The sequence below is a fragment of the Lacinutrix sp. genome (assembly GCF_037625555.1).
In the GTDB taxonomy this organism is placed as follows: domain Bacteria; phylum Bacteroidota; class Bacteroidia; order Flavobacteriales; family Flavobacteriaceae; genus Lacinutrix.
This window is the reverse complement of record NZ_JASJHV010000113.1, coordinates 11,811-32,761: the sequence shown is the minus strand read 5'-3', so window position 1 is coordinate 32,761 and position 20,951 is coordinate 11,811. Positions and strand designations below refer to the sequence as shown.

The 20,951-nt window shown below is 30.3% G+C and carries 19 protein-coding genes; 13 read left to right on the top strand and 6 right to left on the bottom strand.

Going from position 1 to position 20,951, the window contains the following annotated elements:
- The first annotated feature begins 179 nt into the window (after positions 1–179).
- Together QNK89_RS09655 and QNK89_RS09650 are read left to right on the top strand one after the other, a co-directional pair.
- The gene (locus QNK89_RS09655; RefSeq protein WP_340170813.1) at positions 180–1,535 is read left to right on the top strand and encodes a DEAD/DEAH box helicase; all 1,356 of its coding nucleotides are present in this window, start codon (positions 180–182) and stop codon (positions 1,533–1,535) included.
- A gap of 52 nt (positions 1,536–1,587) precedes the next feature.
- Positions 1,588–2,178: a hypothetical protein gene (locus QNK89_RS09650; protein ID WP_340170811.1), complete on the top strand. Its 591-nt coding sequence runs from the start codon at positions 1,588–1,590 to the stop codon at positions 2,176–2,178.
- 61 nt (positions 2,179–2,239) lie between these two features.
- On the opposite strand, the gene QNK89_RS09645 is transcribed toward QNK89_RS09650, so the two are convergent.
- From QNK89_RS09645 to QNK89_RS09630, 4 genes are all read right to left on the bottom strand, one after another.
- The gene (locus QNK89_RS09645; protein ID WP_340170810.1) at positions 2,240–2,659 is read right to left on the bottom strand and encodes a DUF2721 domain-containing protein; all 420 of its coding nucleotides are present in this window, start codon (positions 2,657–2,659) and stop codon (positions 2,240–2,242) included.
- 74 nt (positions 2,660–2,733) lie between these two features.
- Positions 2,734–4,134 (bottom strand): dihydrolipoyl dehydrogenase, encoded by a 1,401-nt coding sequence (gene lpdA, locus QNK89_RS09640; protein WP_340170809.1) that lies wholly within the window; start codon positions 4,132–4,134, stop codon positions 2,734–2,736.
- Positions 4,135–4,242: 108 nt separating this feature from the next.
- Complete coding sequence (locus tag QNK89_RS09635; RefSeq protein WP_340170808.1) at positions 4,243–4,872, bottom strand: CPBP family intramembrane glutamic endopeptidase; 630 nt, start codon at positions 4,870–4,872, stop codon at positions 4,243–4,245.
- A gap of 3 nt (positions 4,873–4,875) precedes the next feature.
- Positions 4,876–5,334 (bottom strand): Lrp/AsnC family transcriptional regulator, encoded by a 459-nt coding sequence (locus QNK89_RS09630; RefSeq protein ID WP_340170807.1) that lies wholly within the window; start codon positions 5,332–5,334, stop codon positions 4,876–4,878.
- A gap of 178 nt (positions 5,335–5,512) precedes the next feature.
- On the opposite strand from QNK89_RS09630, the gene QNK89_RS09625 reads away from it, so the two are divergent.
- Positions 5,513–6,727, top strand: a complete 1,215-nt coding sequence (locus tag QNK89_RS09625; protein ID WP_340170806.1) for an aminotransferase class I/II-fold pyridoxal phosphate-dependent enzyme — start codon at positions 5,513–5,515, stop codon at positions 6,725–6,727.
- 123 nt (positions 6,728–6,850) lie between these two features.
- Here the strand turns inward: QNK89_RS09625 and QNK89_RS09620 are convergent, their stop codons facing one another.
- The gene (locus QNK89_RS09620) at positions 6,851–7,870 is read right to left on the bottom strand and encodes a metal-dependent hydrolase (RefSeq protein WP_340170805.1); all 1,020 of its coding nucleotides are present in this window, start codon (positions 7,868–7,870) and stop codon (positions 6,851–6,853) included.
- Between the two features lie 83 nt (positions 7,871–7,953).
- Here QNK89_RS09620 and QNK89_RS09615 point away from each other — a divergent pair, with 83 nt between their 5' ends.
- From QNK89_RS09615 to QNK89_RS09595, 5 genes are all read left to right on the top strand, one after another.
- Positions 7,954–9,615 carry a Na+/H+ antiporter NhaC family protein gene (locus QNK89_RS09615; RefSeq protein ID WP_340170804.1) on the top strand — a complete coding sequence of 554 codons (1,662 nt, stop codon included), beginning with the start codon at positions 7,954–7,956 and terminating at the stop codon, positions 9,613–9,615.
- 142 nt (positions 9,616–9,757) lie between these two features.
- On the top strand, positions 9,758–10,402 hold the full coding sequence (locus tag QNK89_RS09610) for a peroxiredoxin (protein WP_340170803.1): 645 nt from the start codon (positions 9,758–9,760) through the stop codon (positions 10,400–10,402).
- A gap of 6 nt (positions 10,403–10,408) precedes the next feature.
- The gene (locus QNK89_RS09605) at positions 10,409–10,717 is read left to right on the top strand and encodes a thioredoxin family protein (RefSeq protein WP_340170815.1); all 309 of its coding nucleotides are present in this window, start codon (positions 10,409–10,411) and stop codon (positions 10,715–10,717) included.
- Positions 10,718–10,762: 45 nt separating this feature from the next.
- Positions 10,763–11,020 (top strand): hypothetical protein, encoded by a 258-nt coding sequence (locus tag QNK89_RS09600; protein ID WP_340170801.1) that lies wholly within the window; start codon positions 10,763–10,765, stop codon positions 11,018–11,020.
- A 231-nt stretch (positions 11,021–11,251) separates the two neighbouring features.
- Positions 11,252–11,995 carry a hypothetical protein gene (locus QNK89_RS09595; protein WP_340170800.1) on the top strand — a complete coding sequence of 248 codons (744 nt, stop codon included), beginning with the start codon at positions 11,252–11,254 and terminating at the stop codon, positions 11,993–11,995.
- 208 nt (positions 11,996–12,203) lie between these two features.
- Here QNK89_RS09595 and katG read toward each other — a convergent pair whose 3' ends face one another.
- On the bottom strand, positions 12,204–14,411 hold the full coding sequence (gene katG, locus QNK89_RS09590) for a catalase/peroxidase HPI (RefSeq protein WP_340170799.1): 2,208 nt from the start codon (positions 14,409–14,411) through the stop codon (positions 12,204–12,206).
- Between the two features lie 217 nt (positions 14,412–14,628).
- Between katG and tpx the strand changes: the two genes are divergently transcribed.
- The 5 genes from tpx to QNK89_RS09565 all read left to right on the top strand — a co-directional run bounded on the left by tpx (position 14,629) and on the right by QNK89_RS09565 (position 20,890).
- Positions 14,629–15,135 carry a thiol peroxidase gene (gene tpx, locus QNK89_RS09585; RefSeq protein ID WP_340170798.1) on the top strand — a complete coding sequence of 169 codons (507 nt, stop codon included), beginning with the start codon at positions 14,629–14,631 and terminating at the stop codon, positions 15,133–15,135.
- A complete protein-coding gene (locus QNK89_RS09580) occupies positions 15,128–15,499 on the top strand; it encodes a diacylglycerol kinase family protein (protein WP_340170797.1) in 372 nt (123 codons plus the stop codon). Before tpx ends, QNK89_RS09580 begins: the two co-directional genes overlap by 8 nt.
- A gap of 73 nt (positions 15,500–15,572) precedes the next feature.
- Entirely contained in the window at positions 15,573–17,981 is a 2,409-nt protein-coding gene (locus tag QNK89_RS09575) for a DNA translocase FtsK 4TM domain-containing protein (RefSeq protein ID WP_340170796.1), read from the top strand.
- Positions 17,982–18,004: 23 nt separating this feature from the next.
- Positions 18,005–18,649, top strand: coding sequence for an outer membrane lipoprotein carrier protein LolA (locus QNK89_RS09570; protein WP_340170795.1), 645 nt, complete (start codon positions 18,005–18,007; stop codon positions 18,647–18,649).
- Between the two features lie 9 nt (positions 18,650–18,658).
- Entirely contained in the window at positions 18,659–20,890 is a 2,232-nt protein-coding gene (locus tag QNK89_RS09565) for an LptF/LptG family permease (protein ID WP_340170794.1), read from the top strand.
- The last annotated feature ends 61 nt before the right edge of the window (positions 20,891–20,951 follow it).

Sequence of the window (20,951 nt, the reverse complement as noted above, 5' to 3'; positions counted from 1 at the left end):
CAAGTAAATTTTGCTTAAAGATTTCAATATTTTCTATAGGTTGTTTTTGGTGTGTTCTCAATGAATAATGATTTATTACAAAGTACTGAAAATTATATCATATTAAAAATAACTTATTGTTTTTTGATACAAAACAAAAATGATTAGCGAATTCGATATTAACAAAGTAACTTTGCAGCATGACTTTTAGAGACTTAAATTTAAATAGACCATTATATAATGCGCTTGATGACCTAGGGTTTACTACGCCAACACCAATTCAAGCAGAAGCTTTTAGCGTTGTTGCAAGCGGTAAAGATATGGTTGGTATTGCACAAACAGGAACAGGTAAAACTTTTGCCTATATGCTTCCTGTTCTTAAAAACTTACCATTTTCTCAACAAGAAAACCCAAGAGTTTTAGTTTTAGTTCCTACAAGAGAGTTAGTTGTTCAAGTTGTAGATGAAATAGAAAAACTAACAAAATATATTAATACACGAGTTTTAGGTGTTTATGGTGGTACAAATATTAACACCCAAAAACAAGCTATTGCTCAAGGTTTAGATATTATAGTTGCTACTCCTGGACGCTTATATGATTTAGCTTTAAGTCGTGTTTTACAATTAAAATCTATTCAAAAATTAATTATTGATGAAGTTGATGTTATGCTAGACTTAGGTTTTAGACACCAACTTATTAATATTTTTGATTTATTACCAGAACGTCGTCAAAATATTATGTTCTCTGCAACGATGACACATCATGTAGATGAATTGATAGTAGATTTCTTTAAATCTCCAGAAAAAGTATCTATTGCAACATCTGGAACACCACTTGAAAACATTAAGCAAACACGTTATAAAGTACCTAATTTTTACACTAAATTAAACTTACTTAAACATTTGCTGCAAGATGCAGAAACCTATAATAAAGTCTTGATTTTTGTAGCTTATAAAAAGATGGCAGATCGCCTTTTTGAAGCTTTAGAAGAAGAATATAATGAAGAAATTTGTGTTATACATTCTAATAAAACACAAAACTACAGATTACGAAGTATAGAGCAGTTTAGAGAGGGTATTAATAGAATTTTAGTAGCTACAGATGTTATGGCTCGTGGTCTTGATATTGATAATGTAACACATGTTATTAATTTTGACACACCAGAATTTCCAGAAAACTACATGCACAGAATTGGTAGAACAGGTCGTGCAGAACGCGAAGGACAAGCACATATTTTTACTACCGAAAAAGACGAACATGCTCTTGAAGATATTGAAGCATTAATGCAAATGCAAATTGAAGTTTGCGATTTACCAAAAGAAGTTGAAATTTCTAAAGAGCTTATTGAAGAAGAAAGACCACAAATTAGAGAACATAATAATCCTCATAAACGTTTAAAAGACGAAGATGCACCTGGTCCTGCTTTTCATGAAAAATCAGAGAAAAATTCTAAAGAAAATAAAGGCGGCTCTTATAAGTTTAAAATTGCTGCTAAGTATAAAAAGCCAAAAACCAGAGGAGACAAAAACTACCATAAGTATAATAAAAACAAGTAAAATATTATCTTTAGTTTTTCGTTTTAATATAATATGCATTTAAAACCAGCTAATGTCTACTGCTATTTTTAATTTACTTCCAAACTTACAGCCTTTTCATCTTGAAACGCATTATTATGATTTATTTTTAAATCAGCATTGGGTTTTGGTAAATGGCATATCTAAAAAGAAAGCTATCTATGTTTTTAAAGATGAAAACAGATTGCATATCACCGAAAGTGAAACTACTACAAAAACCACTTGGTTTATTGAAAACAAAAATTCTTTTTCTATTGTGACTGAAGATTGTGAAACTAATGTTAAAGCTTACTTTAAGGATGATGATATATTGATACTAAATAGGTTAAAAAGTGACGATTGCGCTATTTTCATAAATGAAAGCAGTTATTCTGAATCTTTAAACTCTATAGAAGATGTACAACAATTCCTGCATGAAAAGTATAAGAATAAAGCGAGTGATTTAATTTTTGATCATGAATTTTATTATATAGAAAAATCTAAAGAATTTGGACCATTAACAGTTGAAGAGCTAACAAAAAAAGTAAAGTTAGAAACTATTAGTCCATACTGTTTTGTTAGAGATGTAAATGAGTACGATTATAGTAATCGATTGCGTATTAGAGATTTAATTAAGGAGTTATAATTATTTAAGTTTCACATATCTTAAAATCTAACACTTTAGTTTAAGTTATTAAAAAAAACAATTAATTACTCTTATTCTTAACAGCCAAAGAATTCTCTATGTCAATTAAATGAAGGTTTAAGGCATATACTGAAATCTGTATCTCTTTTATTAGAAAGCCAAGAGAAATTATTAACAACAACAAAGCTAAACCAAATATCCAAATTGCTAAAGACTGAAGGTTTATATAAATTAAAAACATTGTTAGAACGCATAAAAGCAAACTCGAAATACCAAATAATTGCATTGCTCTAGTTAAATACAATCTTTTTTTAAGATTATTGATTTGTGGCAATAGAGACTCTTCTTTTTTTTCTAAATAAATATCCTTTAAATTTCTAACTATTGATGCATAGGCTAAAAATCGATTGGTATAAGCTAACATTATTAGAGAAATTGCAGAAAATAAAAGAGCAGGTGTATTAAGTGTTAATTCATTCATGGTTTATATATTTAAAAAAAAGCTAGCTTTTCAGCTTGCTTTTTAATATTGTAAGTTTTTTTAAAATAATTTATCTAAACATGCAAAGCACGATCATCAGTTGCAGCTAAAGCAGCTTCTTTTACTGCTTCTGCAAACGTTGGATGTGCGTGAGACATACGCGAAATATCTTCTGCACTTGCTCTAAATTCCATAGCAACAACAGCTTCTGCAATTAAATCTGCACAACGTGCACCAATCATGTGTACACCTAAAACTTCGTCTGTTTTTTCATCTGCTAAGATTTTTACAAATCCATCGATATCTCCACTTGCTCTTGCTCTACCTAAAGCTCTAAAAGGAAACTGTCCTGCTTTATATGCAATACCTTCTGCTTTTAATTCTTCTTCAGTTTTACCAACTGCAGCAACTTCTGGCCAAGTGTAAACAACACCTGGAATTAAATTATAATCTATATGTGGTTTTTGTCCTGCTAAAGTTTCAGCTACAAAAACACCTTCTTCTTCTGCTTTATGAGCTAACATTGCTCCTTTTATAACATCTCCAATGGCATAAATATTACTAACAGATGTTTGTAAATGTTCGTTAGTTTCTACTTGTCCTCTATCAGTTAATTTAACACCAACTGTTTCTAGATTTAAACCATCAGTATATGGACGTCGTCCTACAGAAACTAAACAATAATCTCCTACAAACTCTACGTCTTCTCCTTTTTTGTTTTTTGCTTTTACAACAACTTCGTCTCCATTGCGGGCTACAGATTCTACTTTGTGAGACAACATCATCTTACATTTTGCTTTTTTAAAGACCTTATTAAGCTCTTTAGATAAGCTAGCATCCATTGTTGGAATAATGCGATCCATGTACTCAACAACTGTAACTTCTGCTCCTAAACGGCGATACACTTGACCTAACTCTAAACCAATTACGCCTCCTCCAATAATTATTAAATGTTTTGGAATTTCTTTAAGTTTTAAAGCTTCGGTAGAAGTAATAACACGTTCTTTATCTAAAGTGATAAATGGTAAGTTAGAAGGTTTAGATCCTGTAGCTACTATACTGTGTTTTGCTTCAATTTCAATGGCCTTTTCACAATCAATATTTATATGTGTAGCATCTTTAAAGCTACCAACACCTTGATAAACATCGATGTTGTTTTTTTTCATAAGAAAATCAATTCCACCTGTTGTTTGGTCTACAACTGCTTGCTTACGACCAATCATTTTTTCAAGATTAACCTTAATTTCTCCAGGAATTTCAATTCCATGATCTGCAAAATGCTTTGTTGCTTCTTCGTAATGATGAGAAGAACTTAATAATGCTTTACTTGGAATACAACCTACGTTTAAGCAAGTTCCGCCTAAAGTTGAATATTTTTCTATTATTGCTGTTTTCATGCCTAGTTGTGCACAACGTATTGCTGCTACATATCCTCCAGGTCCTGATCCAATTACTGCTACATCGTATTTACTCATAAAAAATGGTTTTGTATATATTTTCCGATGTTTCGGAAATGACAAATTTAATTACATAACAAAAATACAATTTTGATTTGTGACAAACCAATGACTATTCATTAATTTTTAACTAGGGAAACCAAGTATTTCGCCCATGCCAACAGTAAAGAGCCAACAGCCGTAAATAGCGTGTTCTATAGATACTAAAAGTGTGGATTTGGTTTTTTTATAGGTTAAAGCAAATAATAAACCGCAAAAAAATGTAAGTATAATTACTAAACTGTTTTTAAATAATAAATGTGCTAAAGAGAAAACAATAGCATTTATAAAAATAAATCGTTTTTTATTTTGAAATAAGCTCTCGTAACGCTGAAAATAAAACGTTCTATATATTAATTCTTGAGGATAAACAGAAAATACGCTATAAAAAAACAGTATAAAAACCCATAATAATGGTTTGTTTTTTAGCACTATAAATAAATCTGAAGGTGAAGTAAAATAAACATAAATACTCGTTAAAATAGCGATACCTATAAGTTTAATTAATGTTTGCTTAAAAAATAATTTCCAATTAAAGTTTTTTGCAATTTTGAATTTATTTTTTTCAACTTTTAATAATACATATATAATGTAAAAGTAACCTAAAACACCAATTATTAACTTAATCCAAGCAGGAAAATTTACATCAAAACTTACAGGAATCACAAAAAATATAATAAATAATTCTATTAACTTATATCTAGCAGATTGTAACATATTTTAAACTGAAATTGCTGTGGTGTGTTTCACTTCATTAATCATAAACATACTATGGGTACTACCAATATGGTCTATTGTAGTTAATTTTTTTACCATAAATTCTCTAAAAGCTTGCATATTCTTAACTAAGACTTTTAATAAATAATCGTAATCACCACTTATATGAAAGCATTCTAAAACCTCTTCTAACTTAGTAACTTCTTTTTCAAAACTAACCACATAATCTTGAGTGTGTTTGGACAACTTTATATGGCAAAAAGCAACAAACGATTTTTCTATAGATTCTTTTTTTATTAAAGCTACATATTTGTCTATTACACCATTATTCTCCATTTTTTTTATCCGCTCGTAAACAGCAGTAATAGAAAGATTTAACTTATTGGACAGCTCTTTATTAGTCTGTTTACAATCTTCTTGTAATAGCTGAATGAGCTTAGTATCAATAATATCGAAAGTCATAATCGAAAAATTTTCAGTTTAGTGAATAAATTTAGTGTTTTATATTTAAAATAAACTAATACTTACATCTTATTCAGTTTTATAAACTGAATTTATACAAATCTATTGATTATTAATCTAAAATATATTAGTTTTATAAAATTATAATCAACATCTTTAATTTATAAAACACAAACTTATGGCATTTAAACCAGCAAACAACATACAAGATTTACAATATTTTGGAGAATTTGGAGGCGTTAATCCTTCCATTTCAGATTCTTCTACTTATACCTTTATAGAAGCAAAAACAATGTTTGATACTTTTGAAGGTAATACAGATGGTTGCTACTTATATTCACGTCATTCTACACCTAGTAATTTATATTTAGGCGAAGCTTTAGCAGCAATGGAAGGCACAGAAACTGCAAACGTTGCTGGATCAGGAATGGGAGCCATTACACCAACACTTTTACAATTGTGTGGCGCAGGAGATCATATTGTTTCTAGCAGAACAATTTATGGTGGTACTTATGCTTTTTTAAAGAATTTTACACCAAGAATGAACATTCAAACATCGTTTGTTGATATAACAAAATTAGATGTAGTTGAAGCTGCAATTACACCAAACACAAAAGTATTATACTGTGAGTCTGTTAGCAATCCACTTCTTGAAGTTGCAGATATTAAAGGTTTAGCTGCTTTAGCAAAAAAACACAATTTAACTTTAGTTGTAGATAATACATTTTCACCACTATCAATCTCTCCTGCACAATTGGGTGCAGATGTTGTAATACATAGTTTAACAAAATTCATCAACGGATCAAGTGACACAATGGGCGGCGTTGTTTGTGGTACTGCAGAGTTTATAAACTCACTTAAAAGTGTTATTGATGGCGCAAGTATGTTACTTGGAGCATCTATGGATAGTTTACGTTCTTCTTCAATTTTAAAAAATATGAGAACGCTTCATATTAGAATGAAACAACACAGTAAAAACGCTTCTTTTTTAGCCGAAAAATTTGAAGGTTTAGGTATTAAAACGGTGTATCCTGGATTAACGTCTCATCCTTCTCATGAAGTATTTAAATCTATGATGAATACAGAATATGGTTTTGGTGGCATGCTAACTATTGATGCTGGATCACTTGATAAGGCTAATGTGTTAATGGAATTAATGCAAGAAAAAAACTTAGGCTATTTAGCTGTAAGTTTAGGATTCTACAAAACATTATTTAGTGCGCCAGGAACTTCTACATCTTCAGAAATTCCTGAAGATGAACAAGCAGAAATCGGATTATCAGAAGGTTTAATTCGTTTTTCTATTGGATTAGATGATGATATTGAGCGTACTTTTAAAATGATGAAAGCATGCATGGAACAAGTTGGTGTTTTACAACCTGAAATAGCATAATTACTAAAAAATAATTGCAATTAATAAGCCTGAACTATTTACTAATAATTCAGGCTTTTATATGTATAAAAATTATAGTTTATTTTTTTTACCCCAAGACTCTGCCTAGAGTAATTGTATTGATTAAATACCTTTCAAGCGTTCCCATAACACTGCCATTGCATTACCAAAGTCATCAACTTTAGGTTTAAAAGGTTTCATATTTAGTCTGTTATTTTCTTCAAAAAGTTGCAAACTAAAAACAGACTCGTATCCTTTTTTTTTTATTAATGGATAACGCAAATCGTTATATAAAAATTCATTTTCATTTTTTCTTACAACACTAAAATAATCATTGCTAAACCACGCTAAATCTTTTAAGTCTTTAAAATTATTTTTAGTTATGCTTCTGTTTTTTGGCAATGTTTTCCATTCTGAAAAGCGATTTGAAGTATCAAACAAAGAATAATAGGCTACTTGATAAGTAGTATCTGTTTCTGCAATACCATACCACAAAATAGTATTAAAAATTGATGGTTGTGAACTGTAGCGTGAATACTCAATATTTTTTTCAGCCAAAGATTTTTTAAAAATAGAATCAATATATAATTTATTACCAATAGTAAATAACATATAAATAGAACTTATAGTAATACCATAGGTTAACCATTTTTTTCTTTTTACAGTAGTTCTTTTATAAAACAATAATACAATAACACATATTAAAAATGGTAGTGTATATAAAGGATCTGCAACTGCAATATTATTAAAAGCCACGCGATAATTAGAAAAAGGCGCAAATAATTGTGTCCCATAAGGCGTAAAACAATCTAAAATAGGATGTGTAAATAAAGAACAGAAAAATAATAATCGCCAATCTTTTAAGGTTGTTGTATTTAAACGTTTTCCTTTGTTATAGAGTTTAAAAACAAACCAACCAATTAAAAAAGTACCAAAAATAGAAAACAAAATAGAATGCATAAAACCACGATGAAACAGCATAATATCTATTTCATTACTATAAAATAGTCTACCAATAAAAACATCTAAATCTGGAATGGTACCACCAATGGCTCCAAACAATAAGGCTTTATTACCTATTTTCTTTCCTAAAACAGCTTCGCCACAAGCTGCACCTAAAATAATTTGTGTTAATGAATCCATATAATTAGCAAATTTACAACGTGAAAACGAATTTGCAAATGAGTTAACAAAATCGTAACATTACAACTCTAAAACTAACTTATATGCAAGACAACAATCTTTCCGATATTGATATTCAAGACCAAAAAATAAAAGAAAACAAAGAACTAAATTTCTTTGAAGCTCTAGTTCCTGTATTAATTTTAATGGGCTTATTAGCATATAACATCTTTTTTGTGGATGGCCAAGAATGGTTTGGCACTTACACTAACCAGATTATTTTATTAATAGGAGGATTTGTAGCCATGATTGATGGTTTTATGAACAAGGTTCCATTTATGGTCATGATTACAGAGATTTGGGAAAATTTAAAAAGCGTATTTGTTCCCATCATGATTCTATTTTTAGTTGGAGCATTAGCTGGAACATGGCTTATTAGTGGTGTTATTCCTGCAATGGTTTATTACGGACTACAAGTTTTAAGTCCAGAAATCTTTTTGCCTGCTTCTGTTATAATTGCAGCGGTAATTTCTATAGCTACAGGAAGCTCTTGGACAACTTCTGCAACAGTTGGTATAGCATTGGTTGGTATTGGTACAGCTCTAGGTATTAATCCTGGAATGATTGCTGGTGCAGTAATTTCTGGTGCTTATTTTGGAGATAAAATGTCACCTTTAAGCGACACAACTAATTTAGCTCCTGCTATGGCTGGAACAGATTTATTTACACACATAAAATATATGGCATATACTACTGTACCAACTATTATAATTACGTTAATTGTTTTTGGTGTCATTAGTGCATCTATAGATACTTCTGGAAATGCAGATATTTCTCAAATATTAGAAACAATTGATGCTACATTTAATATTACACCATGGTTATTTTTAGTTCCAGTAGGTGTGGTTAGTTTAATTTTATTAAAAACAAAACCACTTATAGCCTTAGGAGCTGGTGTAGCTTTAGCCATTGTTTTTGCCTTAATCTTTCAACCAAATGTTATAGAAAATGTAACAGGATCTAAAACTCAGACTATTGCTAATTCAATATTTACAGACACCAATATACCAATAGATGATTCCACGTATATTTCAAATCTAAATAAAAATGATATTGAAGCCATTAATAATAATAAAGATTTAGAACTGCTTTTAACAGATGGTGGAATCGAGAAAAACTTTTCAAATATTGAATTACAACAAATCTTTGCAAATTCTAACTACGATAAAAAAACACTAGAAATAAAAACAGATAGTTTAAGTAGACTTTTAACAATAGACAAACTAAAACAACTTTTTGGTGCTGGTGGAATGAATGGTATGATTTGGACCATACTACTTATATGTTCCGCAATGGTATTTGGTGGTATAATGGATGCTATTGGTGCTCTAGCAAGAATTACAAAAGCTTTACTATCTGTTGCTACAACAGTTTTTGACTTATTTGCAAGTACAGTTATTAGCTGCTTAGTATTAAACACAATTGCTAGCGATCAATACTTAGCACTTGTAATACCTGGTAAAATGTTTAAAAAAGCATACGAAGACAAAGGTCTAGCGCCAGAAAACTTAAGTAGAACATTAGAAGATTCTGGAACCGTTACTTCTGTATTAATACCTTGGAATACCTGTGGTGCCTATCAATCTGGTGTATTAGGTGTTGGCGTTGCAGAGTATTTTGTTTATGCTATATTTAATTGGCTAAGTCCATTTACTACACTTTTCTTTGCTGCACTAAATATTAAAATTAGACAACTAAAAAAATAAATAGTTTTAAATTATTGTTTTTTATAATTACTATAATCTAAACTTATAGCCTAATAAGGTTTTAAAATTTTATTAGGCTATTTTTTTTGGACTCATGTATATATTTGTATCAAGAAATTTATTAATTATAACATATACAACAATGACTGCAGTAGGAAAAAAATTCCCAAATTTAAATGTTGATGCCATGAACGAAATGGGAGACACTTTTAAACTAAATGTATTAGAAGAAGCAATAAACAACAAGAAAAAGGTATTATTATTCTGGTACCCAAAAGATTTTACTTTTGTTTGTCCTACAGAATTACATGCTTTTGAAGCTGCAAAAGCAGAATTCGAAAAAAGAAATACAATTGTAATTGGTGCTTCTTGCGATACACCAGAAGTGCATTTTGCATGGTTAAACACACCAAAAGATAATGGAGGAATAGAAGGTGTAACTTACCCAATATTAGCAGACTCTAACAGAAACCTAGCTTCTGCATTAGGTGTTTTAGATATCACAGAAGGAGAGTACGACGAGGAGTCTGGTTTATTTGTAGTAGAAGGAGACAATGTATCTTACAGAGCTACTTATGTAATAGACGAAGATGGAGTTGTACAGCACGAAGGAGTAAATAATATGCCAATAGGTAGAAATGTAAACGAATTTTTACGTATTGTAGATGCTTTAACACACGTTCAAGAAAAAGGAGAAGTATGTCCTGCAAACTGGGAAGAAGGAAAAGATGCAATGAGTGCTAATAGATTAGGTACTGCAGAGTATTTAGCAAACCACGTAAACTAGACTATGATGGTACAAGAATTAAGTCAAGATAATCTGTCTGAAATTATTTCTAATAACGAAACAGTAATCGTGCAATATTCTGCAACATGGTGCGGAAACTGCAGAATTATGAAGCCAAAATTAAAGAAATTAGCTTCAGAAAACGAGAATGTATCCTTTGTAATTGCAGATGCAGAAAAATTTCCAGAATCTAGAACATTAGCAACTGTAGATAATTTACCAACATTTGCTACTTTTAAAAATGGCGCTTTTGTAAATCAAGTACAAACAAACAAGTTTGACGTTTTAAAAGACCTAGTAAACCAAGTACTATAAATTATTAAAGTTTTCTATTAAATAGAAACATAACAAAAGTTAAAAATGAAATTACCAGTAATAAAGCACCTAACACAATTTATAGAAGAAAACGACGAAGACTTTTTAGTTGAAACTATAGAAACTCTAGAAGCGTTAACAGAAGTTCCTTCATTAAAAGACGAAGAGTTAGATGTTATTGGAGAACTAATTTCTAATATGTATGGTGCTATAGAAGTTAATAAAATGATAAAAAAAGGCACAACAAAAAAAGAAGCCTTAAATAATTTTATGCAGCGTGTACTGGGCGCAATAGACAAATAGAAAAAGAAAAATGACACTTTAAAAAAAGCCGCTTTGCGAAAGCAAGGTGGTTTTTTGTATTTATACAAACTTGATTTTTAATATTTTTCAACTAACTTCGTTTAACGTCTAATAAAAAACATTAAAACAATTTTCTATTTTCGTATTGTGCGTCATTAAAATCAGAACTCAAAATTGAAAATTCTACTGAAAATAATAATCCGATTTATCCTTTTTTGTGTTCTAACTGCTTTGACTCAAATCGGTGGAATTGTTTATTTATTAAGTTTAATAATTTCTAAAAAGTGGAATAAAAATCTAAAGTTTAAAACTCTGATTATTTTTATAAGTCTTTACCTTTTTTCAACGCTTTTAATTGTTCCTTTAATTTCACCAATTTTTGGAAGAGAAAAAGTGAACCATTCCGAAAAAATAAAACCAACGAATTATATGACAGTTTTATTAAATAGGAACTATGTAAAACCAAAACTAAACGAATTATTAAGCAAAACGGAAAAAAAACTGAACGGAACGAATATTGAAATTAATTATTTAGATGCCAATTTTCCTTTCATTAATAAGTTCCCTCTACTTCCACATTTGAGTCATAATGACGGAAAAAAGATTGACATAAGTTTGGTTTACGAAACTGAAAACGGAATTATTACGAATAAACAAAAATCTATAAGTGGTTACGGAGTTTTTGAAAATCGGAAAATAACTGAACATAACCAAATCGAAAAGTGTTTAAAGAATGGATATTTTCAATACGATTTTCCAAAATATTTGACTTTAGGAAAAATTAATAAAGAATTAGTTTTCTCGGAAAAAGGAACAAAAAAACTAATAGAGAACATCTTGAAAAGTAAGGATTTAGGAAAATTATTTATTGAACCACATTTAAAAAGCAGAATGAATTTAAAAAACAATAGAATAAGATATCACGGATGTAGAGCTGTAAGACACGATGATCATATTCACATACAACTGAAATAAAAAAAACGAACGCACTACACCGTATATAATTTATTGCTGGCTTCTCGCCTACTTACGAAAGTCCTCGCGGACTTTCTTGGTTGGTAAATAATTGCTTGAAACACGCAACAAACCATATAAAACAACGTTAAACGAACATTCAAATTCTCTCAATAAAAAAGGTTTACATTTAAAAACGTACACCTTTATTTATTAATTTAATTTTTATTTACTTTAAATCAAATCGATCTAAATTCATAACTTTAGTCCAAGCATTAACAAAATCTGTTACAAATTGTTCTTGTCCATCATTTGCACCATATACTTCGGCAACTGCTCTTAATTCTGTATTAGACCCAAAAATTAAATCTACCCTTGTTCCAGAAAACTTCATTGCTCCTGTTCTTCTATCTCTACCAATAAATTCTTTCTCTTCTGTATTGGCTGCTTTCCATGTTAACGAAAAATCTAAAACATTAGTAAAGAAATCGTTTGTTAAATGTTCAATATTATCTGTAAAAACTCCATGTTTGGAACCATCGTAATTTGCGCCTAAAACTCTTAATCCACCAACTAAAACTGTCATTTCTGGTATAGAAAGTGTTAACAGGTTAGCACGATCTACAAGTAAATCTTCAGCAGCTACATTTAGTTTATTATTCATATAATTTCTAAAACCATCTGCTAGTGGCTCTAAATAGCCAAAAGATTCTAAATCTGTTTGCGCTTGTGATGCATCTCCTCTACCTTGTGTAAAAGGAACATTAACATTGTGTCCTGCATTTTTTACGGCTTGTTCTATACCAACATTTCCGGCTAAAACAATTAAATCTGCTATAGAAACTGTACCATTAAATTCTGCTTTAATTTTTTCTAAAACAGTTAAAACTTTATTTAATTCTTCTGGATTATTTACTTCCCAACTACGTTGTGGTTCTAAACGTAAACGTCCACCATTTGCGCCACCTCTTTTATCTGATCCTCTATATGTAGAAGCAGATGCCCAAGCTGTAGACACCATTTGAGACACAGTAAGACCAGAAGCTAATATCAATTGCTTTAAAGAGTCTATATCTAAATCACTTAAAGTATAACTTACTTGTGGAATAGGATCTTGCCATATTAACTCTTCTTTTGGTACCTCTGGACCTAAATAGCGATTTATTGGTCCCATATCTCTATGTGTTAACTTATACCAAGCACGCGCAAAAGCATCTTCAAAAACTTTATGGTCTTTATGAAAACGTTTAGAAATCTCTAAATAAGTTGGATCCATTTTTAATGCCATATCAGCAGTTGTCATCATCAATGCTTGAGTACCATTTCCTCCTGCAGCAGGAGCTTGACGTGCATTAGATGCAGCAGTTGGTGTCCATTGGTGTGCACCAGCTGGACTTTTAGTTAATTCCCAATCGTAATTTAGAAGTACTTCAAAATAATCTGCATCCCATTGTGTTGGGTTTGGTGTCCATGCACCTTCAATACCACTTGTAATAGTATCGTCTAAAACACCGGACTGGAATGTGTTTTTCCAACCTGTACTCATTTCTTCTATAGAAGCACCATGAGGTTCTACTCCTACATACTTATCTGGATCTGCAGCACCATGCGCTTTACCAAATGTATGTCCTCCGCCAACTAGGGCAACAGTTTCTTCATCGTTCATCGCCATTCTACCAAAAGTAATTTTAATATCGTGTGCAGATTTTAGAGGATCTGGTTCTCCGTTAGGTCCTTCTGGATTCACATAAATTAATCCCATATGTACTGCACCTAAATGCCCTTCTAAATCTCCATCACTTGTATCGTAACGCTCATCATTATCTAACCAGCCTGTTTCGCTTCCCCAATAAATATCTTGTTCTGGTTCCCAAACATCTTCTCGTCCTCCTGCAAAACCAAATGTTGGAAATCCCATAGATTCAAATGCACAATTTCCTGCAAGAATCATTAAATCTGCCCAAGAAATTTTATTACCATATTTCTTTTTTACTGGCCATAATAATAAACGTGCTTTATCTAAATTGCCATTATCTGGCCAACTATTTAAAGGCGCAAAACGGTGTGAACCAGAACCTGCTCCTCCTCTTCCATCTCCAACTCTATATGTTCCTGCACTATGCCATGCCATCCTAATCATAAAACCACCATAATGTCCATAATCTGCTGGCCACCAATCTTGAGAATCTGTCATTAAATTAATGACATCTTGCTTTAACGCTTTAAAATCTAGACTGTTAAAAGCTTCTGCATAATTAAAATGGTCTCCCATTGGGTTCGATTTTAAAGCATTTTGTCTTAAAATGTTTAATTTCAATTCATTAGGCCACCAATCTCTATTACTCGTTCCTCCTCCAGCTGATATTTTTTGAGAACCACTTAAAAAAGGACATTTACTTGTATCTCCATTCATATTATGATTGTTTTTATTATCCATAGTTTTATATTTAAGATTATGCAATTTGTAAATTTAGCAAAATTGATTTGTAGAATGTCTTAAAAAAAGAGGTTTGTTTTTATATTGTAATAGTTTTTAACTATCATGTAAATTAAAGTCATTGTAATTACTTATTAAATTCAAAAAAAAATTGAATTAAAAGTGCTAACATTTAAGTAGAATGTTTATTTTTAAAATTAAATAAAAAAATATATAAATGGCTAAAATAACTTTAGGAGGAACTCCTGTTGAAACTTCAGGAAACTTAACAAAAATAGGAGAAAAAGCTCCAGATTTCACTTTAACAGTTAGTGATTTATCTACTCAAAAATTATCAGATTTTGAAGGCAATAAATTAGTGCTCAATATTTTTCCGAGTGTAGATACAGGAACTTGTGCTACATCTGTAAGAGCATTTAACAAGGAAGCTGCAGAAATGGAGAATACAAGAGTTTTATGTATTTCTAGAGATTTACCATTTGCTCAAGCTAGATTTTGTGGTGCTGAAGGTATAGAAAATGTAATGATGCTTTCTGATTTTAAAGACGGCAAATTTGGTAAGGATTATGGTTTAGAGTTTGCTAATGGACCTTTTGAAGGTTTACACTCACGCTGTGTTATTGTTTTAGATGAAAACGGAATTGTTAAATACACAGAGCAAGTACTTGAAGTTGCGGACGAACCTAACTACAAAGCATCTTTATATGCACTTTTAGATGAGTAAAAAAAAAGATTGTTTTTTGGTAAATAGAATTAAAAGTGTTGGTTTCGCTTTTAAAGGCGCCTATCTATTAATAACAACAGAAGCAAGTATAAAAGTACAATTATCTATAGGTGTTATAATGACTATTGCTGGATTCTACTTTGATCTCTCACTAACCGAGTGGTGCATACAAATTATTATTATTGCAATAATTATTGCTGTAGAAGGTGTTAATACAACTATTGAAGAAATTGCAGATTTTATACATCCAGAGCATCATCAAAAAATTGGTTTAATAAAAGATTTAGCAGCAGGAGCTGTTTTTATAGTTGCAATTGCAGCGGTAATTATTGTCTGCATTATTTATATTCCTAAAATTATTTAATCTCTTTTAAACACAATTACTAATTAGGAAAACCGTTAGTTATTTGTATTTTTACGTAATATAAAAACCAAAAATGGCAAAAGTAAAATCTAAAACAACTAAAAAAAAGCGCTCTTTTAAAGCACCCAGTTTTAAATTAACAAGTCAACAAAAGCTTATTTTTGGTAGTCTTTTAGGGCTTTTAGGAATCTTAATATTTATCTCGTTTTTATCTTTTCTTTTTACAGGAAAAATAGATCAGAGTGTAGTTAACGAAATTCCATCTAGAACTGTTGAAACTAAAAATTGGGCAAGCCAAACAGGTGCTTGGCTTAGTGATTTTTTTATACAACGTGGTTTCGGTATCTCTTCATTTATTTTTTCTGGTTTAATATTTGTTTCAGGAATTTATATTCTGCTAGATTTAAAAAAAAATAAACTTTTTAAACATTGGTTTTGGGGAACACTAATTATTATTTGGACCTCGATTTTATTCGGCTTTATTATTCCTAAAATTGGACTTTTATCAGGTGTTATTGGTTTTGAAATAAATTTGTTTTTACAAAATTATATAGGAAAAGTTGGTGTTGGTCTTTTACTAGTTTTTGGAGTAATAACGTATTTAGCAATTCGGTTTGGTTTTACACCAGAGCGTATTGGCTTGCTCTTTAAAAGTGCAAAAAAAGACATTAAATCTGAATTTGAAAATGCAAGTAGCTACACTATTGTACCAGTAGACAATGCACTTAGTGATAAAGCAGAAGCCATTAAAACAGCATTCGAAATTAATGTTGAAACTGTAGAACCTACAATTACTAACTATTCTAAAATTGAAGAACCACAGGTTAAAGAACCTAAAACATCAAAAACTACATTTGAGGTAGAAATACCAAAAGAGGAGGAAGCGGAAGAGGAATTACAAATGAAGATAGAAGAAATTGCTGAAGAAAAATCTGAAACAGATAACCTATCAGACAAATTAGTAGCAGACTTTGGGCAATTTGATCCTACTTTAGAACTTAGTAATTTTCAGTTTCCAAGTCTAGATTTATTAAAGAAATACGATGTAGAAGGTATAAAAATTAACCAAGAAGAACTTGAGGAAAATAAAAATAAAATTGTTGAAACTTTAAACAATTATAAAATTGGTATTCAAACCATAAAAGCCACTATTGGCCCAACAGTTACATTATACGAAATTGTTCCAGATGCAGGAATTAGAATTTCGAAAATTAAAAATCTTGAAGATGATATTGCATTGTCTTTAGCTGCATTAGGTATTAGAATAATTGCTCCTATTCCAGGAAAAGGTACTATTGGTATAGAAGTACCAAATAAAAATGCAACTATTGTATCTATGCGTTCTGTAATTGCATCTCAAAAATTTCAGAAAACAGACATGCATCTTCCTATTGCTATTGGTAAAACAATTAGTAACGAAACATTAGTAATTGATTTAGCTAAAATGCCACACTTACTTATGGCTGGTGCTACAGGTCAAGGAAAATCGGTTGGATTAAATGCAGTATTAACCTCTTTGCTTTACAAAAAGCATCCAGCAGAAGTTAAGTTTGTTTTGGTAGATCCTAAAAAAGTAGAATTAACTTTATTTAATAAAATAGAACGTCATTATTTAGCAAAATTACCAGACGAAGCAGAGGCCATTATTACAGATAATACTAAAGTAATTAATACACTTAATTCGCTTTGTATTGAAATGGACAACAGATATGAGCTGCTTAAAAACGCACTCTGTCGTAACATCGTAGAATATAATAAAAAGTTTAAAGCACGAAAATTAAATCCAAACGATGGTCATGCCTATTTACCTTATATCGTTTTAGTTGTAGATGAGTTTGCAGATTTAATTATGACAGCAGGAAAAGAAGTAGAAACTCCTGTTGCACGTTTAGCACAATTAGCACGTGCTATTGGTATTCACTTAATAATTGCAACACAAAGACCATCTGTAAACGTAATTACTGGTATAATTAAAGCAAATTTCCCTGCTCGAATAGCGTTTAGAGTATCTAGTAAAATAGATTCGCGTACTATTTTAGATGCTGGAGGAGCAGACCAACTTATTGGTCGTGGAGATATGCTCTACACCCAAGGAAACGACATGATTAGGATTCAATGTGCTTTTGTAGACACACCAGAAGTAGAAAGAATAGTAGACTTTATTGGTGCTCAAAAAGCTTATCCAGATGCTTATTTACTTCCAGAGTATGTTGGCGAAGAAGGTGGCACGAGTCTTGATATAGATATAGACGATAGAGATAAACTGTTTCGTCAAGCTGCAGAAATTATTGTTACAGCACAACAAGGTTCTGCTTCACTATTGCAACGTAAATTAAAATTAGGTTACAATCGTGCTGGACGAATTATAGATCAATTAGAAGCAGCAGGAATTGTTGGCGGTTTTGAAGGTAGTAAAGCAAGACAGGTTTTAGTAACAGATTTAGTTGCTCTCGATCAATTATTAGAAAACGAAGGTCAATAAAAAAGATTTAATCAAATTTAAAAATGAAAAAAATAGTATTAGTATTCGCTTTAATAATTTCTACAGTAACATTTGCTCAAAATGATGCTAAAGCAAAATCGCTTTTAAATGAAGTATCAGCTAAAGTAATAAGCTACAAGAATATTTCAATAGATTTTAAAAATGTTTTAGAAAACACTTCAGAAGACATAAGACAAGAAACACGTGGTGATGTCACTATAGAAGGTGATAAATATAGATTAAACGGTTTAGGTATAACACGAATTTTTGATGGTAGTAAACTATATACTATTAACCCAGGAGATAACGAGGTTACTATTTCTTCTGTATATGAAGAAGATGAAGGTACTGTTACACCAAGCAAAATGTTAACATTTTACGAGGAAGGTTTTACTTGTAAAATGGATATTATTCAAAATGTTAAAGGTAGAAAAATTCAATATGTAAAATTATCTCCAATGGACTCTAATTCAAGCATGAAATATATCCTTTTAGGTATAGATGCCGAGACAAAACATATTTATAATCTTATAGAAATTGGTAAAAACGAAATTAAAACGACCTTAACTGTTAATTCTTTTAAAACAAACGAGCCTATCTCAAAAACCTTGTTTACATTTGACAAGAGTAAGTATAAAAAAGATTACACTATTATTAAACTAGATTAGGTCCAATTAGTGAAAATATTAGATAGATACATATTAACTTCTTATCTAAAAACTTTTATCAGCGTGTTTGTTATTCTCATGCTGATTTTTGTATTACAGGCTATTTGGTTATATATAAAGGAATTAGCCGGTAAAGATTTAGATGTCTTAACTGTGTTAAAATTTCTGTTTTACATCACTCCTACTCTAATTCCATTAATTTTACCATTAACAATACTACTATCCTCAATTATGGTTTTTGGAAATTTTGCCGAAAACTATGAGTTTGCAGCAATGAAATCTACAGGCATTTCTTTGCAACGCGCAATGTCGAGTCTAAGCATCTTTATTGTAATATTAAGTATCACTACTTTCTTTTTTAGTAATAATATTATTCCAAGAGCAGAATACGAAAGTTATAATTTACGAAAAAATATTGCAAAAGTAAAGCCTGCAATGGCTATTGCAGAAGGACAATTTAATCAAATTGGTGATAATTTTAATATTAAGGTAGCCAACAAAACGGGTGATCGTGGACAATATTTAGAAGATGTTCTTATACATCGTGGCCAAACCAGAAAACCTGGAAACCACATTACTATAATTGCCAAAACAGGAGAACTTGTTAGTAACGAAGAATCTGATGTTTTAAAATTAGTGCTTTTTGATGGTTATTATTATGATGATACACCTCCAAAAAAACATGAAGAGAAAATAAAGAAACCTTTTTTAAAAAGTGAGTTTGCAAAATACACGATGAATATAGATTTATCGCAATTAAACGCTGTAGACTTAGAAGAAAAAAATACAGATAACAAGTACACTATGCTTGCTATAGGAGATCTTAATTACACAACAGATTCTCTTATAATAGAACGTAAAACTGAATATAAAAAGTTTGGAACTACATTATATAACAGAACAAATATTGGAACATTAAACCTTTCGGTTAAAAAAAATGACACTATTTTTAATGGAACAATAATAGACTTATTCAATACAAAACAAAAAGTCCAGCTTCTAGATTACGCAATAAATGCTGTTTCTAGTACAGAACAAATAATAACTGCAAAAGAAACTAATATAAAAGGTGGTACAATTTGGCTAAACAAACACATTATTGCACTTCATGAAAAATTCGCGCTTGCTATAGCGTGCATTATCTTATTTTTTGTTGGAGCTCCATTAGGTGCCTTAATTAGAAAAGGAGGATTGGGATTACCAATGGTAATTGCAATTGTAATATTTTTAAGCTACCATTTTATTGGAATTTTCGCAAAAAATAGCGCAAAAGACGGTTCCTTTAATCCTGCATTAGCAACATGGTTCTCCACACTTATCATGCTACCCTTAAGTATTTATTTAACCACAAGAGCTACAAAAGATAGAGGTTTGTTTGAAACTGACGGACTATTAGAACCATTAAAAAAATTCTTTAATATTAAAAAAAAAACCGAGTTTAGTACAAGAGTCTTTAATGTAGATTCTGAAGATTATAATATTCTTAAAAAATTAGAAGACAATAAACTTATCGCTATTGTAAAAAATTATAGAAATTTCGATTACACCGTAGAACATAAAAACACTGCTATTTCTTTACTTACTTACAGAGGTATCACTAGGCAAGAGTTAAAAATGGCAGGCCATTTAGATAAAGATTTTCTTGAAGAAGCAAGCACGTTAAAAAACGATTATTTTGAAGATTCTAAATTAGCATTTGTACTTTATTGTATTGGTATGCTTTTTATCTTAGGTGGAAGAGTCTTAATTAATAATAAGCTTTCTGGCATAGGTAACATCGTTTTTATTATTGGTATTATTATCTTTCTAACATTCATATTTGCTCTAGCAAAATCTTTTTCAAAACACACAAATTTATACAAGCACCTAGGGAAAACCAACAGTATAAATGGTATACTATTTTCTGCTTTAGGTTTACCGTTATATTTTGTTTTTTATTTTATTCAGAAAAAGCAAATTAAAAAAGATTTAGAAGTTGTAGAATTTAATAATTTTGACAATCAAGAAATAAGAAACAAACTTGATACTCCAAAAGCAGTAGAAATAGATCCAATAAAAAAAGAAAGAAATCTACTATTTAAAGCATCAATAGGCGCTTTAATATTATCGGCTATTTATGTTATTCTTTATTTTGTACTCGCTAACAATAAATTGGCACAATATGCATCTTCTTCATTACAATTAAGTTTAATTTCATGTATTGTTAGCATATTTTACTTTTTTAAAAGTAGATTGAAGTAAGAATGCAAAAACTATTCTGATATTGGGAAATCTAATATTTATTCAATAAATAAATCATAAT

What these genes read in the sequence shown, in the direction of transcription:
- QNK89_RS09655 (WP_340170813.1), top strand. Translation starts at nt 180, where the DNA reads ATGACTTTTAGAGACTTAAATTTAAATAGACCATTATATAATGCGCTT.
- QNK89_RS09650 (WP_340170811.1), top strand. Translation starts at nt 1,588, where the DNA reads ATGTCTACTGCTATTTTTAATTTACTTCCAAACTTACAGCCTTTTCAT.
- QNK89_RS09645 (WP_340170810.1), bottom strand. Translation starts at nt 2,659, where the DNA reads ATGAATGAATTAACACTTAATACACCTGCTCTTTTATTTTCTGCAATT.
- lpdA (WP_340170809.1), bottom strand. Translation starts at nt 4,134, where the DNA reads ATGAGTAAATACGATGTAGCAGTAATTGGATCAGGACCTGGAGGATAT.
- QNK89_RS09635 (WP_340170808.1), bottom strand. Translation starts at nt 4,872, where the DNA reads ATGTTACAATCTGCTAGATATAAGTTAATAGAATTATTTATTATATTT.
- QNK89_RS09630 (WP_340170807.1), bottom strand. Translation starts at nt 5,334, where the DNA reads ATGACTTTCGATATTATTGATACTAAGCTCATTCAGCTATTACAAGAA.
- QNK89_RS09625 (WP_340170806.1), top strand. Translation starts at nt 5,513, where the DNA reads ATGGCATTTAAACCAGCAAACAACATACAAGATTTACAATATTTTGGA.
- QNK89_RS09620 (WP_340170805.1), bottom strand. Translation starts at nt 7,870, where the DNA reads ATGGATTCATTAACACAAATTATTTTAGGTGCAGCTTGTGGCGAAGCT.
- QNK89_RS09615 (WP_340170804.1), top strand. Translation starts at nt 7,954, where the DNA reads ATGCAAGACAACAATCTTTCCGATATTGATATTCAAGACCAAAAAATA.
- QNK89_RS09610 (WP_340170803.1), top strand. Translation starts at nt 9,758, where the DNA reads ATGACTGCAGTAGGAAAAAAATTCCCAAATTTAAATGTTGATGCCATG.
- QNK89_RS09605 (WP_340170815.1), top strand. Translation starts at nt 10,409, where the DNA reads ATGGTACAAGAATTAAGTCAAGATAATCTGTCTGAAATTATTTCTAAT.
- QNK89_RS09600 (WP_340170801.1), top strand. Translation starts at nt 10,763, where the DNA reads ATGAAATTACCAGTAATAAAGCACCTAACACAATTTATAGAAGAAAAC.
- katG (WP_340170799.1), bottom strand. Translation starts at nt 14,411, where the DNA reads ATGGATAATAAAAACAATCATAATATGAATGGAGATACAAGTAAATGT.
- tpx (WP_340170798.1), top strand. Translation starts at nt 14,629, where the DNA reads ATGGCTAAAATAACTTTAGGAGGAACTCCTGTTGAAACTTCAGGAAAC.
- QNK89_RS09580 (WP_340170797.1), top strand. Translation starts at nt 15,128, where the DNA reads ATGAGTAAAAAAAAAGATTGTTTTTTGGTAAATAGAATTAAAAGTGTT.
- QNK89_RS09575 (WP_340170796.1), top strand. Translation starts at nt 15,573, where the DNA reads ATGGCAAAAGTAAAATCTAAAACAACTAAAAAAAAGCGCTCTTTTAAA.
- QNK89_RS09570 (WP_340170795.1), top strand. Translation starts at nt 18,005, where the DNA reads ATGAAAAAAATAGTATTAGTATTCGCTTTAATAATTTCTACAGTAACA.